Source organism: Inquilinus sp. KBS0705 (assembly GCA_005938025.2).
Taxonomy (GTDB): domain Bacteria; phylum Bacteroidota; class Bacteroidia; order Sphingobacteriales; family Sphingobacteriaceae; genus Mucilaginibacter.
Genome location: VCCI02000001.1, coordinates 1,090,596 through 1,106,988, shown reverse-complemented (window position 1 = coordinate 1,106,988; position 16,393 = coordinate 1,090,596). Strand labels below are relative to the sequence as shown.

At 40.5% G+C, this 16,393-nt stretch carries 16 protein-coding genes; 11 read left to right on the top strand and 5 right to left on the bottom strand.

Annotation, left to right across the window (positions count from 1 at the left end):
• Positions 1 to 75: 75 nt before the first annotated feature.
• Both FFF34_004920 and FFF34_004915 read left to right on the top strand, forming a co-directional pair.
• Entirely contained in the window at positions 76 to 1,551 is a 1,476-nt protein-coding gene (locus tag FFF34_004920) for an alpha-L-fucosidase (protein TSD66746.1), read from the top strand.
• A complete protein-coding gene (locus FFF34_004915) occupies positions 1,552 to 2,454 on the top strand; it encodes an SMP-30/gluconolactonase/LRE family protein (protein TSD66745.1) in 903 nt (300 codons plus the stop codon).
• Here FFF34_004915 and FFF34_004910 read toward each other — a convergent pair whose 3' ends face one another.
• Positions 2,455 to 3,630 (bottom strand): glycosyltransferase family 2 protein, encoded by a 1,176-nt coding sequence (locus tag FFF34_004910; GenBank protein TSD66744.1) that lies wholly within the window; start codon positions 3,628 to 3,630, stop codon positions 2,455 to 2,457.
• Positions 3,627 to 4,550, bottom strand: coding sequence for a glycosyltransferase family 2 protein (locus FFF34_004905; protein TSD66743.1), 924 nt, complete (start codon positions 4,548 to 4,550; stop codon positions 3,627 to 3,629). Before FFF34_004905 ends, FFF34_004910 begins: the two co-directional genes overlap by 4 nt.
• Positions 4,551 to 4,767: 217 nt before the next feature.
• On the opposite strand from FFF34_004905, the gene FFF34_004900 reads away from it, so the two are divergent.
• Together FFF34_004900 and FFF34_004895 are read left to right on the top strand one after the other, a co-directional pair.
• The gene (locus FFF34_004900) at positions 4,768 to 5,232 is read left to right on the top strand and encodes a DNA-binding response regulator (protein TSD66742.1); all 465 of its coding nucleotides are present in this window, start codon (positions 4,768 to 4,770) and stop codon (positions 5,230 to 5,232) included.
• Between the two features lie 112 nt (positions 5,233 to 5,344).
• Positions 5,345 to 5,887, top strand: coding sequence for a DUF4199 domain-containing protein (locus FFF34_004895; GenBank protein ID TSD66741.1), 543 nt, complete (start codon positions 5,345 to 5,347; stop codon positions 5,885 to 5,887).
• Positions 5,888 to 5,950: 63 nt separating this feature from the next.
• Here FFF34_004895 and FFF34_004890 read toward each other — a convergent pair whose 3' ends face one another.
• Positions 5,951 to 6,916, bottom strand: a complete 966-nt coding sequence (locus tag FFF34_004890) for a phytanoyl-CoA dioxygenase (protein TSD67963.1) — start codon at positions 6,914 to 6,916, stop codon at positions 5,951 to 5,953.
• A gap of 141 nt (positions 6,917 to 7,057) precedes the next feature.
• On the opposite strand from FFF34_004890, the gene FFF34_004885 reads away from it, so the two are divergent.
• Together FFF34_004885 and FFF34_004880 are read left to right on the top strand one after the other, a co-directional pair.
• Complete coding sequence (locus FFF34_004885; GenBank protein TSD66740.1) at positions 7,058 to 7,912, top strand: helix-turn-helix transcriptional regulator; 855 nt, start codon at positions 7,058 to 7,060, stop codon at positions 7,910 to 7,912.
• A gap of 76 nt (positions 7,913 to 7,988) precedes the next feature.
• The gene (locus FFF34_004880) at positions 7,989 to 8,396 is read left to right on the top strand and encodes an extradiol dioxygenase (protein ID TSD66739.1); all 408 of its coding nucleotides are present in this window, start codon (positions 7,989 to 7,991) and stop codon (positions 8,394 to 8,396) included.
• Between the two features lie 16 nt (positions 8,397 to 8,412).
• Here the strand turns inward: FFF34_004880 and FFF34_004875 are convergent, their stop codons facing one another.
• The gene (locus tag FFF34_004875) at positions 8,413 to 8,883 is read right to left on the bottom strand and encodes a VOC family protein (protein ID TSD66738.1); all 471 of its coding nucleotides are present in this window, start codon (positions 8,881 to 8,883) and stop codon (positions 8,413 to 8,415) included.
• Between the two features lie 202 nt (positions 8,884 to 9,085).
• Between FFF34_004875 and FFF34_004870 the strand changes: the two genes are divergently transcribed.
• The 4 genes from FFF34_004870 (at position 9,086) to FFF34_004855 (ending at position 14,322) form a co-directional block, all read left to right on the top strand.
• Positions 9,086 to 9,970: an SDR family NAD(P)-dependent oxidoreductase gene (locus tag FFF34_004870; GenBank protein TSD67962.1), complete on the top strand. Its 885-nt coding sequence runs from the start codon at positions 9,086 to 9,088 to the stop codon at positions 9,968 to 9,970.
• 70 nt (positions 9,971 to 10,040) lie between these two features.
• Positions 10,041 to 10,847 (top strand): helix-turn-helix transcriptional regulator, encoded by an 807-nt coding sequence (locus tag FFF34_004865; GenBank protein ID TSD66737.1) that lies wholly within the window; start codon positions 10,041 to 10,043, stop codon positions 10,845 to 10,847.
• A gap of 109 nt (positions 10,848 to 10,956) precedes the next feature.
• A complete protein-coding gene (locus FFF34_004860) occupies positions 10,957 to 12,111 on the top strand; it encodes a hypothetical protein (GenBank protein ID TSD67961.1) in 1,155 nt (384 codons plus the stop codon).
• Between the two features lie 249 nt (positions 12,112 to 12,360).
• Positions 12,361 to 14,322: a T9SS type B sorting domain-containing protein gene (locus FFF34_004855; protein TSD66736.1), complete on the top strand. Its 1,962-nt coding sequence runs from the start codon at positions 12,361 to 12,363 to the stop codon at positions 14,320 to 14,322.
• Between the two features lie 10 nt (positions 14,323 to 14,332).
• Here FFF34_004855 and FFF34_004850 read toward each other — a convergent pair whose 3' ends face one another.
• Positions 14,333 to 15,784 (bottom strand): TonB-dependent receptor, encoded by a 1,452-nt coding sequence (locus FFF34_004850; GenBank protein ID TSD66735.1) that lies wholly within the window; start codon positions 15,782 to 15,784, stop codon positions 14,333 to 14,335.
• Positions 15,785 to 15,939: 155 nt separating this feature from the next.
• On the opposite strand from FFF34_004850, the gene FFF34_004845 reads away from it, so the two are divergent.
• Positions 15,940 to 16,305: a glyoxalase gene (locus tag FFF34_004845; GenBank protein ID TSD66734.1), complete on the top strand. Its 366-nt coding sequence runs from the start codon at positions 15,940 to 15,942 to the stop codon at positions 16,303 to 16,305.
• Positions 16,306 to 16,393 lie beyond the last annotated feature (88 nt).

Here is a 16,393-nt window from a genome sequence, read left to right as displayed (position 1 = left end):
AAAATAGCTTAAAATATTTCGGTAGATAAAATCAGGCTGTTTATTTACATTAGCAATTAAAACCCGTTTACCCGCATGAAATACCTCTTGATTTTTTTACTGCTACCATTGTTTGCTATAAGCCAACCTGCACCAAAACCTTACGGCCCGCTACCTACAAAGGGCCAGCTTAACTGGCAGGAAACAGAAATGTATTGTATAATACACTGGGGGCCGGATACCTATACCAATAAGGAGTGGGGTTATGGAGATGAGGATCCAAAGCTTATAAACCTACAGCAGTTTGATGCCATGCAAATTGTTGGGGCAGCTAAAGCAGGCGGTTTTAAAGGTATTGTAGTAGTAGCCAAACATCACGATGGCTTTTGCTTGTGGCCCACTAAAACAACCGAACATAACATATCAAAAAGCCCCTACAAAAACGGCAAAGGCGATATATTAAAAGAATACCGCCAGGCCTGCGATAAACTGGGCATGAAAATGGGCGTATACTGCTCGCCATGGGACAGGAATAGTCCTTTATATGGGAAGCCCGAGTATGTTACTAAGGTTTACCGCGAGCAACTGAAAGAATTATACAGCAATTACGGCCCGTTGTTTATATCGTGGCACGATGGTGCCAACGGCGGTGATGGCTATTATGGCGGAGCAAAAGAGGTGCGAAAAATAGACCGATCTACCTATTACGGCTGGGACGAAACATGGGGTATAACCCGCAAAATGCAGCTCAATGCCGTAATTTTTGGCGATGTTGGCCCGGATGTTCGCTGGGTAGGTAACGAGAATGGCCGTGCGGGAGAAACCAGCTGGGCCACCTATACCCCACATGCACCCGATGAGGGTAAGAAGCCAGGGAACGGCTATGTAAAGGATTATGAAGGTACCGATGGCCACCGCGATGGTAAATACTGGATGCCTGCTGAATGCGATGTAGCACTAAGGCCGGGATGGTTTTACCATGCAAGGCAGGATGATTCGGTTAAAACACCGCAAGCGCTGCTTAAGTTATTTTATCAAAGTGTTGGCCATGGAGCCTGCCTCGACCTTGGCTTATCTCCCGACAGGAGAGGGGTGCTGAATGATAATGATGTACAATCGTTAAAGGAATTTGGCAACATACTAAAACAAACATTTGCGGTTAACCTGGCTAAAGGCGCAACCTTAGCTGCCAGCAACACCCGCGGCAAAAACAAAGCTAAATACGGTGCCGCCAACCTTTTAGATAATAACCGCTATAGTTATTGGGCTACAGACGATAAAATAACAACCCCTGAATTGATAATTAACCTGCACCAACCAAAAACATTTAATGTGATACGCCTGCGCGAAAACATTAAACTGGGCCAGCGTATTGATGCAGTTAGTGTAGATGCGTTTATTAAAGGCCAATGGCAAGAGGTAGCAAAGGCAACCAGTATTGGTGGCAACCGCCTGATAAAATTAGATGATAAAATTACCACTAACAAAGTACGCTTGCGTATAACCAAAGCGCCAGTAAGTATTGCTTTAAGCGATTTTGGATTATACCTTCAACCTTATCAAATCAATTAAATGAAAAACATAAAATACTTATTGATAACTACTTGTCTATTTTTACTGTTATCACCAAGCGCAGTAAAAGCACAAACGGCAGCCCTTTTTGATCCGCAGGTAAAACCGCAATTGATTGCTAAGCACTTTGCCTTTACAGAAGGCCCTGCGGTTGATAAAAAGGGGAATATATACTTTACCGATCAGCCGAATAATAAAATATGGAAGTATACTACCGATGGCCAGTTATATGTATACCTGGACAGCGCAGGCCGGCCAAACGGGATGTATTTTGACAATAAGGGCAACCTAATAGTTTGCGCGGATGAGCATAACCAATTATGGCAGGTAAAGCGTAAAAACAAAATAAAGGTATTGATGAAAGATTTTGGCGGAAAGCTTTTAAATGGCCCGAATGACCTTTGGGTTGATAAAAAGGGTGGCATTTATTTTACCGACCCATACTACCAGCGCCCATACTGGACACGCACAAAATCTGAATTAGACGGCCAAAAGGTATATTACCTTGCTAATGGCGCTGCACAACCTGTTATAGTTGATGAAACCTTAAAACAACCCAACGGCATTGTGGGTACACCCGATGGTAATTATCTATACGTGGCAGATATACGAGGCAACAAAATATATAAATTTAATATAGATAGCGACGGCACGCTGGACGATAAACAAGAGTTTGCCCCACAAGGTGCTGACGGCATTACGCTGGATGAGAAGGGTAACCTTTACCTTGCAGGAAACGGTATTACTATATATAACCCAAAAGGCGAGAAGATAGGGCATATAGATATCCCCGAACCATGGTCGGCTAATTTGTGTTTTGGTGGTAAAAACCGTGACCTATTGTTTGTGACCGCATCAACAGCCATATATACCATGAAAATGAACGTAAAAGGAGTGGAGTAGTTACATTTTCCGTTGTACCTTTTCCCAAACCGAGCTTTGCTTTTTAGTGAAGTACCTGATTATACCTGCTAAAACGGCATAATTCATTACACAAAAATAGTAGGGTATAAAAAGCACCTTAATGCGTATCTGGCGCTTCTCCATCACCAATCCTAATAAAGCCAACAGGTAAAAAAACACCTGGGCGGCAAACAAAAGCTCATAAAGCAATCCTTTTTCGGCAAAGGCAACTGCAAAATTTGTTATAAAAGCCAGTATTAAAAAAAACGGGGTAACCGTCCATCTAAGCACACGGTGGCTAATGTATTGAAAGGATAACACCGGGAATTTAAAAGGTAATAAAAGGCTTTGTAAACGCAGGATAGATTGTATACCACCCGCGGCTATTCTTATTTTGCGTTTTAACTCTTCAGTTACATTTTCTGATGCTGTTTCTAAGGCGTATGCTTCGGGTTCGTATACAATACGGTAGCCCTGGGCGGCAATCAGCATCGATATCATAAAATCGTCTAAAACGGTATCGGCAGGCACATCCTTATAATGCTCGCGCCTTACACTAAACAATTCACCCGCGGCACCTACTACCGAGTAAAGCTCCGAGTCCCATTTTTTCAATGCCGATTCGTACTTCCAGTAAAAACCCTCGCCGGCAGCGCTGGCATCGGCATTTTCGTCAATTTGCACTCTCTTTTCGCCTGCTATGGCACCAACCGTTTTATCTGCATAATGGCGGCAAATACGGCTGATAGCCTCTGCATTTAAAAAGGTATTGGCATCTGTAAAAACAACTACTTCTGTATCAACAAAAGCCATAGCACGGTGTACTGCCGCTATTTTACCGGCGCGTTCGGGTTTGTGCAATAATTGTATTTGTGGGTATTGGCTTATTATTTCGGCTGTTTTATCTGATGATCCGTCAGTTACAAAAACAAATTTTAGTTTGCCGGCAGGGTAATTTAGCTGCAGGGTATTGGCAACCTTTTGGGCAATAAAATGCTCCTCGTTATAAGCGGCTACTACCAGCGTACAGGTTGGTAGTTCGGTATCGGCAACTATTTGTAATAAAGGCTTACCCTTAATAACCCGCTTTATTTTTATGATGATGTACAGCAAAATGCCGTAGCCTACAAAAGTGTAAAAAACAATAAATAAGCTTATCCAGAGTGTAATTATCATTTAACCTTATTAATTGTGTAACCTAACTCGGTACTGTGTTTATTATGGGTAACATTCCACCAAACCGCCCTAAAAAGGACAGGTATAAAATTGTATTTCTTCTCTTTTATATAGCTGATCACATTACGTGGTACTACAACAAGTATAAAGTAAATGTAAAACACCAAAGCCTTTAAAGCCGGTGCATTGTGCCTGATAAAAAGTATACGGTTGCGGTTCATAAAGTACTCCTTAAACGGACTGTTTTTACCCACCGTCATCGATTCTTTGTGGTAAATAACCGCATCGCCGCGCACCCACGCCTGGTAGCCCGATTTGTTGATTCGTTCGCCCCAATCAACCTCTTCAAAGTAGATAAAAAAGTTATCGGCCATTAAGCCGGCTTTTTCGCAGGTTTCGCGTTTAACCATCATGGCGCCCCCATGGCAATAACCGGTTTGGCCTAACAAGTTATCATACTGCCCTGTATCTTTTTCGTTTTTACCTACGGCCCGATTGCGGCATGTATAGTAATTTACTAAGGTAAAGCCAACGTACTGTATAACTTCGCGATTATAATCATAAACAAGTTTTGGCGATATAATGCCGACTTCAGGATGGGTATCCAGTATGTCTGTGAGCTTTTTAACTAACCCTGGCGAAAACTCTGTATCGTTATTCACCAAAAAATAATAGTCACCCGTAGCTTGTTTAATGCCAATATTGTTACCGCCCGAAAATCCGAGGTTAACATCAGACCGTATAAACTTTACTTTGGGATATTTGGCTATCCAATCCGGAATTGGGTTTACCGTGCTACCGTTATCAACAACAATTATTTCGATGTTATCGTAAGTGTTAGTTTTCTCTATCGATACTAATAGTTCTTCGGTTATTTTATCCTGATTAAAATTAATGGTAACAACTGAAACCCTTTTCATTTACTGGCGATTATTTAAAGCTATAATATTAATAAAAGTAAAGCATTTAACAAGGATTTAAAACCCCGGCGTTTACTAATGATGCTGATACGAGTGCCACCGTAGTTTTGTTGCTGATAATTAGATTTAACGACGAACATATTTACAATTACCACATCTTAAGAAAAATGATACTACAGGCTAATTTTTTTTATTTTAGGGCTTACATAAGTAGTAAATGACATTAAATATTATTTCGCGTAACCGGTCGGCATTGCTATATGGCGCATTGCTTGCTGCTTTGTTTTTTTTAATGAAATGGCTGGAATGGCGCTACATCATATTAGATAATGCATTTGAAATATATGCAGGCGCCATAGCAGTACTTTTTACCTTGTTGGGTATTTGGCTGGCTATAAAACTAACTAAACCTAAAACTATTTTGGTTGAAAAGGAAGTAATTGAAAACAACACCGGGTTTGTATTAAACCAAAGTGAGTTGAATAAACTTGGCCTTAGTAAACGCGAATTGGAAGTATTACAATTAATGGCGCAGGGGCTAAGTAACCACCAAATAGGCGAAAGGTTGTTTGTATCGTTAAACACCATAAAAACCCACTCATCAAAAGTTTTTGAAAAACTGCAGGTGCAGCGGCGTACCCAGGCCATAGAAAAGGCTAAACGCTTAAATTTGATACCATAAAGCATCATACTTTAGTATGAAAGCCTGCGCTAATTTAAAAATCACCCTAAAGTATGACCGTTAAATAAACACTGTTATTGAGTTTTGAGCCATCACTTAAACACATAAAATAATGAAAAGAATTGTATTGGTATTTGGCCTTATAGCCGGGCTTATCGTATCGGCGTGGTTGGTTGGGGGTTTAGCCTTGTGCTATAACAGCGGAAGTTTTGAAGGCAATATGCTGTTGGGCTATGCCTCAATGATAATAGCGTTTGCCTTTGTATTTATAGGCGTTAAAAATTACAGGGATAAGTACAATAATGGTGTAGTAAGTTTTGGTAAGGCTTTTCAAATAGGGCTTTACATTACACTGATCGCGTCATCTATGTATGTAGTGGTATGGCTAATAGATTACTATGTATTCATTCCCGATTTTATGGATAAATACTCGGCGCATATGATCACAAAAATTCAAAGTAGCAGTGCCAGCATCGCAGAAAAAGCAGATAAAATAAGCGGAATAAATAAGATGAAAGAGATGTATAGATCGCCCGCATGGGTGGTTTTAATGACCTATCTCGAAATATTCCCGGTAGGGCTTGTAGTTACCATTATTACAGCTTTAATACTAAAACGTAAAGCTACTAACGGCAATGTTTTAGCTGTTGATTAATTAAGTAATAGCATTAGCTAAAAAAGGCCCATCAATATTGACGGGCCTTTTAGTTTTTTTATTTTACCACCTATCTAACCCTAACAGCTTCCTGCCTAATGGCGATAGCTCGGCAACGGGGTTTTTCTTTTCACGTTCCTGCGGGTCGCCGGGGAAGGCGTAGCCCTGCATGGCTTCGCGGCTTTGCCAGCTATTTATTCGCCAGTTTACCAACTCTTCATTGTCTTGTTGTGCGGGCATCATAGATATGTACTGCGCTATACGCACCTTATTACCACTTGTGTTGGGGCGTATACCATGCGGTTCAAGGCTGTTAAATATCAATAAGTCGCCGGCTTCTAACTTTACCTTTTCAATTTTAAAACCTGTGGTATCGGGTTTATAATGGTCGCGGTCTTTAGGTTGGGTCAACTTCCAGGTATCATAAGTGCGGTATAGCTCAGGTATGCATTGAAACCCGCCCATTGTTTCGTCAGTTTGGTCGGCCAATGCCAGTACGCCCTGCACATTTTGCGGTTTGGTTTCGGGGTCATAATCCCAGTGTATAAAGCCCTTATACTCAAAACCCGGCCTCAACGGAAAGTTTAGGTTAGCCCTGTCAATATTAGCCCATAGCTTTTCTGTACCCCATATATCTGCAAAGGCCTGGTGCACCCTGGGGTGTTGCCTGTTATCCCACATATACTGGTGGTTATATATTTCCACCATGCCGGTATTGTTCAGCTCGGCCATTTGCATTTGGGCATTGGGCTTTTTATACCAGCTTTCAATATCGTTAGGGTCTTTACCTTCGTATTCCCAAAGGTAATCGGCCAACTTTTTTACTTGCTCTTTTGGCACCGCGTTTTTAACGATCACATAACCGTTCTCTATCCAAAATTTCCAATCATCTTCGCTTAATACCTTTAGCGGCTTACCGTTACTGCGGTCGTTAAGTTTTATTTGGCTGGAGGTGGCAGTTGAGGGATTACCCGGAATTACTTTATGTGCCTCGTTGGCTTTCATAGCCGGGGCCATTGTTGGTGTCATGGGTTGCATGCTCATAATTTTATTGGTTTGATACATCAAAGGTAGGGTAGGTTTGAAAGCAGCATATCCTTCGTAATGACCAATATTTGCTCTGCATTGATTTATTATCTACATTTATTAAACCTATAAGTGCAACTGAGAATGAATGAGATACAATTAGAGCGTGTTGAATTTGAACCGGGTAAATCGTTCAAGCTGTTTTCTCCTCGCCTGCGCAATACATTTTTATGGCATTACCATCCGGAATTTGAATTAGTGTATGTGGAAGCTGATGCAGGCATACGGCATGTTGGAGCACATATATCGGGTTATACCCAAAGCGACCTGGTATTTATTGGCGGGAACGTGCCTCACCTAAACTTTGATTACCGCCTGCGAAGTGATTATCATCAAATAGTGATACAACTGCGTACCGACTTTTTAGGCGCAGCGATAGGCACATCGCCCGAGTTTGCAGCAATAAAACAATTATTTAAAAAGGCCGACCTTGGTATTGCCTTTACAGGGCAAACCAAAGCTAATGTGGCGCAAAAACTTAAAACATTAGGTGATTTAAGCGCTTATGAGCAATTAATTGAATTGATAAATATATTTAACCTACTGGCGCACACAAACGAAACAGAAGTGCTAAATAAGGACGAGACGAGTAAAGACTTCATCCTTAAAGACAAAATACGCATGGGTGCTATATACGAGTACATTGATGCCAATTATCACCGTAAACCCGATGTAAATGTTGTGGCCGCCAAGGTTAATTTAACAACTGCCGCTTTTTGCAGGTACTTTAAGCGCCAAACCAATATAACGTTTACCGATTTTGTGAATCAATACCGCATAGAGCGTGCTAAGAACATGCTTATACAGGGTAAAAACATCACCGAAACCTGTTATGCCATCGGTTTTGATAGCCTATCGTATTTTAACAAATTGTTTAATAAGATAGTAGGAGAGAACCCTTCGAATTTTAAAAAGAATTGGATCAATAATGCCCGTTAAGCAAATAGCAGCTTGTTTGGTTTGTAAAAGAAAGCTAAATTGCCAGTGTTAGTTTCGATACAAAACAACTATAATTATGACTAAGCAAATTTGGTTAAACCTGCCGGTAAAAAATGTAAGCCGATCAAAAGAGTTTTTTAGCGAGTTAGGATTTTCGTTCAATACCGAACGCGGGAATACCGAAAACTCTGCCTGCATGATAGTAGGCGAAAAAGGCGTAGTGATAATGTTGTTTGAAGAGAACACCTTTAAAAACTTTACTAATACCGATATCCCTGCTTACGGCACCGAAGTATTGTTTTCTATTGATGCTGAAAGCAGGGATGATGTTGACGCCATGGCGGTGAAAGTTGCCCAAGCCGGCGGCAAAATATTTAGCCAACCGGCAAGCAGCCAGGGATGGATGTACGGGTTTGGCTTCGCCGACCTTGACGGGCACCGTTGGAACGTGTTATATATGGATATGAGCCAAATACCGGCTTAATACTTTACTTACAGTACTAAGCTGCTGCGTCTTCTAAATCTTTTATAATTATTTTGCCCATTTGCATCATCGTTTGCATTACGCGTTGGGCTTTATCAGCATCCTTATGCTGCAACAATTTGCCCAACATACCTGGTGATACCTGCCACGATAAGCCAAACTTATCTTTTAACCAGCCACACTGCGATTCCTGCCCGCCATCGGCTGTAAGATTATCCCAGTAATAATCAATTTCTTCCTGTGTGTTGGCATCAATACTAAACGATATCGATTCATTAAATTTGAACATTGGCCCGGCATTCAGCAACATAAATTGCTGGTCTTCTATTTCAATTTCGGCTACCAGTATCTCTCCGCCAAAACCAGGGGCATCCTTTGGGTAGTAGGTGGTGCTAAGTACTTTTGAGTTTTTAAATACTTTGGTATAAAAATCAATTGCCTCTTTCACATTGTGGTCCAGCCATAAACAGGGTCTTATCTTTTTCATTTTAGGTGTTTTAGGTAAATAATATTGTTTGTTGATTAAAACAAAGCTATTGCAATAAAAGCATAGTTAAAGGGTGTAAAAGAGACGAGTATAAGGGTGAATTGCGACAATGTATGAGCTTTTTAACAAAGCCACTTTGAGCTTTACAACAAAGCTAAGCCTTACCAATCACCGTACCTTTGACTTGACAAAAATTAAAGACATGACAAAAATTTGGTTTATAACAGGAAGTTCCCGCGGATTGGGAAGAAACCTAACAGAGGCAGTATTAGCTAAAGGCGATAAGGTGGCCGCAACAGCCCGAAACATAGAAAGTTTAAATGACCTGGCAGACCAGTACCCTAACAACCTGTTCCAGATAAAGCTTGATGTAACTAATAAAGATGAGGTATACCAGGCGGTTGAAAGTACAATTAAGCATTTTGGCCGTATAGATGTTTTGGTTAACAATGCAGGCTTTGGTATTACCGGCGCGGCAGAAGCTTTTACAGACGAGCAGGTACGCAGCCAACTGGAAACTAACTTATATGCCCCAATTGAAATAACCCGCGCAGTTTTACCTCATATGCGCAAGCAACGCTCGGGCCATATTTTGCAAGTGAGCTCGATGGGTGGCCGTGTAGGCAGTGGCGGTGTAAGTATATACCAGGCGGCAAAGTTTGGCTTAAGCGGCTTTAGCGAAGGATTGGCCATTGAGGTAGCACCCTTAGGCATAAAGGTAATTTGTGTTGAACCCGGAGGCTTCCGTACCGACTGGGCAGGCGACTCGATGACCTATGCACCACATGTAGATGGTTATGAACATACCGTAGATACACGTGTACAAATGTTTAAAACAAAAGCCTTTGTGCCTATGGGCGACCCAAACAAATCAGCTAAAGTGATGATAGATATGATTGATGTACCGCAGCCACCTCTACATTTACTTTTAGGCAGCGAAGCAGTGGCTATAGTAAAACACTCTGAATTAGTTAAAATGGCCGAACTTGAAAAATGGGAAAGCGTAAGCATATCAACAGACCATGACGACGCGGTTAACTTTCTGGAAACCGAGCATGGCAAAAGATACTTAACTTTGAAAAAGTAATTATAAGTTCAACAGGTTGATCCAGTAGATAGTTATATCCACTTGATCAACCTGTTAATTCAATCAACAAATGCAAAAAGGGGAAACACCTAAACCGGAATCGCAGATTGCCTACTCCTGTTACTATACCAGTAGCCGTGGTGGCGAGCAATTTATACCCGAACACGTCTTTAGCTACCAAATATCCGGTACACTCACCGTTAACGATGGTGAGCATACTTATTACTCTAAGGAAGGAGATTTTAGATTAAGCCGGAGAAATCACTTAATGAAATTTAATAAGCAACCACCGGCAGACGGTGCTTTTCAATCGGTATCTATATACCTTGATCAGCAAATGCTGCGCAATTTAAGTATCGAATATGGGTACAAGGCCGAAAAACAGTACGATAACAGGGCAATAATAGATATTGCCCCAAGGCCACTATATAAAAGCTTTATGGAGTCGCTTATTCCTTATTACCAGTCGGGGCAGTCTATGAGTTCCGAATTACAGGCTTTAAAACAACGTGAAGCTATTTTACTGTTAATACAGTCCAATCCCGAATTAAAGCATATTCTTTTCGATTTTAGCGAACCCGGCAAAATTGATCTGGAAGGTTTTATGGAACGGAATTTTCATTTTAATGTACAACTTAAACGATTTGCTTATTTAACGGGCCGCAGCCTGGCTACTTTTAAGCGCGATTTTGAAAAGTTGTTTAATACTACTCCGAGCAGGTGGCTGCTGCACCGCAGATTGCAAGAGGCTTATTATCTTATAAAAGAAAAAGGCAAAGCGCCTTCTGACGTTTACCTTGACCTCGGGTTCGAAGACCTATCGCATTTTTCTTTTGTTTTTAAGAAGGCGTATGGAGTGCCGCCGTCGAGATTATAAATTGCAATTTTTTGTATTAAGTAATCGTTAAAAAAACGTACATTTAATATAACCAAATTATAAAGCCATGAAAAGGCTTTGCTTTTTATTATTACCTGTATTTAGCTTTATATATATCGCTGCAAAAGGGCAGGGGTTACCTGTGCATGTCGATTTTTACCGTAACATATTTATTGTTAATGTAGATAAAAGCGCATTAATTGACATACCACAAACGCCTACAGATAAAGATATTAAGCTGGGGTATGACCAAGTTACCAAAGCCCGCTATCAACCTATAATTGATTCGCTATTAAGCTACAAGAAACAATACCAGTTAAACGACTGGATGTACTATCAACTCATCAGACGTGTTGCGCAGCAGATAAGTCCGAAAGAAACTAATTATAGCAGATATACTTTTTACAAATGGTTTATGCTATCTGCTTCTGGTTATGATGCCAGGCTGGCGCTATCGCATCAAAAGATCATATTTTACGTTTATAATAACGAGGATATAAGGGATATCCCGTTCTTTATAGTAGATGACAGACAATACGTATGCTTAAACTACCATGATTATGCTAAGGCGGACCTGAATGAAGACCCGCCTATACCTGTCAATATAAATGTACCCGCCGCCAAACAGGCGTTTTCCTATAAAGTTACGCTGATCCCTGATTTTAAACCCGAGCACGATATAGAGAAACAGATGTCGTTTGTATACGGGCACAAAACATATCATTTTAGCATAAAACTAAACTCCGACCTGGAAAAGGCATTCAATAACTATCCCGGGGTTAGTTTCGAAACCTATTTCAATATCCCCTTAAGTAAACAAACTTATGGATCGCTTATACCTATGCTCAGAAAAAACTTAAAGGGGATGGATGAAAAGAAAGGCGTTGACTACCTGATGCGCTTTACCCGCTATGCTTTTTTGTATGAGAATGACGATGAAAATTTTGGAAAAGAAAAACGCTTATCGCCACAACAAACCCTTTATGCCAGCTATAGCGATTGTGATGATCGCGCGGCTTTATTCTTTTATCTGGTAAAAGAAATATATAACCTGCCTATGATAGCCCTGCTATACCCAACCCACATAACCATGGCTGTTGAATTTAGCAAACCCATAGGCGACCCTATAATTTATAACGGAAAAACTTATTCAGTATGCGAACCTACACCGCAATTAGAGGATATGCCAATAGGCCAAATATCGGCTAAACTTAAAAACACACCCTACCAAATTGTATATGCCTACCAGCCCGGTGTAAAATAAATTCAGGTAACTTTTATAATACCTTTATAGTAACGTGAAATTATATTTAATTTGAGTCAGTTTATCATTATTAGCTAAATTGTACCATTAGTGCCGCGTTTTATAGTAAAATCTTTATTTTTATTCTCCCTGTTTCTTTTCCATAATTTGGGTTTAATTGCCCAGGTACAAAATAACTTGTGGTATTTTGGTTCTACTGCGGCTGTCAGCTTTGATAGTGGGTCGCCCGTTGCGCTGGGTGATAGTAAAATGACTACTCAAGAAGGTTGTGCCAGTATTGCCAATTCAAGTGGCGGCCTTTTATTTTATACCAATGGTATTACCATCTGGAATAAAAATCACGACATAATGAAAAATGGCGACGGGTTATTTGGCGACTTGTCATCCACACAAAGCGCCATTATAGTTCCCTGCCCTGATAATGATAAGCTGTACTATGTTTTTACCGTTAGCGCATATGGTGGTGGCAATGGTTTAAATTATTCTGTAGTAAACATTACCGGTGATGGTGGCCTGGGCGATGTAACAACAAAAAACACCTTGCTGATGCCAGCAACTACCGAAAAACTTACTGCGGTATTAAACTCAAATGGCAAAGATGTTTGGGTAATAGGCCATAAAGCCGAGTCAAATGTATTTTGTGCCTGGCTGCTAACTGTGAATGGCATCAGCACAACACCGGTTTTATCAACTACAGGCACACCTAATGCGGGCGGGGTACTTAGCAATATAGGAACGCTAAAAGCTTCTCCTAATGGTTCAAAATTAGCTTTAGGGGCAAACGATGAAACTGTGCCGTTTGTTGAACTATTTGATTTCGACATTAGTAATGGCACAATATCCAACCCGCAAAAACTAACCGGTTTTACCAGCGATATACCTTATGGCATAGAATTTTCGCCAAACGGAAAACTGCTTTATATCAGTGAATATAACAGCGAAGCCGATGCTAATATCTACCAGGTTAAACTGCCTGTTACCCCTGGCTTAGTGACTGATAATGGTATTATATTAAGTAAAATTATTGCCGCGGGGTCGCTACAGTTAGGACCTGATGGTAAGATATATTTAAGCCAATATAATGCAGCATTTTTACACGTTATCAACTCACCCAATACCGAAGGCTTAAATTGCAACTTTAAATTAAAGGTGGTTAACTTAAATGCAGGTGCGATTACCGGTGCGACTGCAAGATTAGGTTTGCCACAGCCCAATATTATATCTTTTGATGCACAGCCATTTTCATCAACCGGCCTTTGTGCTTCATCTCCTACAGTTTTTCAATTATTGTCGTCAACTGAATATGAAAGTATTGTTTGGGATTTTGGTGATCCGGCATCGGGTAACAACAATATTACTACGGATAGAAACCCAACGCATCAGTTTGCACAGGGCGGAGATTTTAAAATAAAAATTACACTTACCCTATATGGAATCACAACAAGTTATACCAAAACTGTAAATATATCTCCTAAAATTGTTAATAAGCCGATTATAAACCCTGCAAATCCTGTTTTGTGTGCACCCGGCTCTGTAAACTTGACGGCTACAGGAGCTACCGGCAACGAAAAATATAACTGGTATGATGCCAATAAAAATCTGATAGAACAAAATACCGGCAGTTACCTAACAAAAGAGATAGGCGTTAAAACTTCGTATTACGTTACAATAACCAACGGCGTTTGCGAGGGTGAAATGCAAAAATTAGACGTTGTGATAAATAAGCCATTAGCAACGATCGCTGCCACCAATACTATTATTAACATAGGCGAAACTGTTACACTTACCGCAAATGATGGGGCAGCTTACAACTGGTCGCCTGCTACTTACTTAAGTAATAGGGATGGTAAAGTTACCACCAGTACTCCATTGGAAAACATCACCTATAAACTTATCGTGACCAATGAAAGCGGTTGTACAGCAGAATCCGAGGTGAATATTATTGTAAAATCTACCATCAGCATACCCAATACATTTACCCCTAACGACGATGGTATTAACGACCGCTGGGTGATTAAAAACATTAACTACACACCAAATGTGGTACAAGTGTATAATAGGCTGGGGGCGTTGGTTTATTCTGCCAGAAATTATGATAATAGCTGGGCGGGTACCTATACCGGTAAAAAACTACCGGCCGGGGTATACTATTACCGCATTACTTTAGATAGTAAAGAGGTAAAAAGCGGTTATGTAACTATTATAAGATAATGGTAGTTAATTAAAAAATTGTTTGAGGAGGTTTAACTTGAGAAGCGTAGCCAAACAGTGAGCGTTCTTTGATTATATTAGCTACTTCGGGTGGTACATATTCTTCCCAACCATCGGTGCCTTGTTTTATTAGCTGTAGTACCCTGTCTGTTTCTACCTGCAGGTTCTTTTTATTATAATGCTCAATGTCCTCTATCTTATTGTTGGCCAAAAGGTATTGATACAGATCTATCAAATGGGGCGGGAGCGAGAATTTTGCTGAGTTCCAAATTTCGCCGCCGCGAAGGGTAGGGTATATAAATAATTTTACCTTACGGCTAAACAGCGTAGCAAACGACTCCAGGATACCGCCCGGAAGATCCTGGTAGTGCTCTTCGGTAAAAATGTATTCCAGGTTGGGATAACCCAAAACAACGCCCATTTTTAGCTTGGTTATTTTGGAGAGATATGATACCAATTTATAATACTCGTGAAAATTGGATATTAGCACGGTTTGCCCTAATGAGCATAAAATATCAACACGGTCTAAAAAATCCTTCTCATCTATTTCGGCGGTAAGGTCGGCATCTCTTTCTTTTAACGATTGCAGGGTAAGCTCGGTTATAACAACCACATTGTTTTTATCTACATCGGGTTCGTCCATAAATTGCTCAACACCGGTGTTCAGCATATCTAAATGCACATTTATCAGCGGCCTAAACCGCCCTCTTATTACCACAATATGTTTTTTATACAATACTTCGGATGGTTGCAGGTTTTTACCGTCGGGGCCAAAAACGGCTGCATCGCTAAAGCCATACTTTACCAGGTGCAAACTCATTAAGCGGTTGTCTACAGCACTAAAACCCGGGCCTTCAAACCGTATCATATCTATTTGTATACGGTCCTTAGTGAGGTTATCCATCAACGACAGCAAAAACACTTTGGATGTTTCGTGGTAATAAAAACACGCGTAAATTAGGTTGACGCCTAATATACCTACCGCTTGCTGCTGCAAAACGTTATCGTTATCCAATAATTTAACATGCAATATAACATCGTGCGCTACACCATTGGGCTCCAATTGAAAACGTACACCCATCCAGCCATGGCCTTCGTTGGTTTTATGGTAGTTTAGGGCCGAGAATGTGCCCGAAAAAGCAAAAAATGTAGTATTACCGCCGCGCTGCTCTGCAAGGCGTTCCAATAGCAGGCCGTATTCGTGGTTAAGCATAGATACAAGGCGTTGCTCACTTACATATCTGCGCACTTGTTGAACGCCGTAAATAGCATCAGAAAAGGTCATGTCATAAGCCGACATGGTTTTGGCAATGGTACCTGCCGCAGCGCCTGCCTTAAAAAAGTTGGCGGCTACATCCTGGCCTGCACCAATTTCGGCAAACGAACCGTAGATCTCGGGGTCGAGATTTATGGCGAGTGCCTTTTGCTTGGTAGCAATATCTTTATTATGAACGGTATTCATGCAACTAAAATTACGCTTTTTATTTACCTAACGAAGTACTTTACACAAAAAGTGCTTATATTTTACATAAACAGTAATATTATTGGCTGTTATCAAAAATATTTTCAATATTAAGTTTGCAAAGCTACCTTGCATTAATTAATTCCATCAAACAAATGCAACATCAAGCCATATCATTAAGGCCGTTTATCGGTGCTAAAGATTTTAACCTGTCGCGCAGTTTTTACCGCGACCTAGGTTTTGAAGAAGTAGTGATCAGTCACAATATGTCTGTTTTTAAAACAGGGGCAATGGCATTTTATTTACAAAATGCATATGTAAAAGATTGGATTGATAACACCATGCTGTTTTTAGAAGTTGATGACGTAAACCGGTATTATACCGAACTACTGGCGCTAAACCTGCCGGCTAAATATCCGGGAGCTAAACTTACCCCAATCCGGCAAGAGGAATGGGGACGCGAGTGTTTCCTGCACGACCCATCGGGTATACTTTGGCATTTTGGAGAATTCAATAAATAGTAAAACAGGCACTTAGCATAACAAGCCAATTCTCATATACGCTATTTTTCATTAGCTTTAAACAGTAGTTATTGTGTTTAAAACTTAA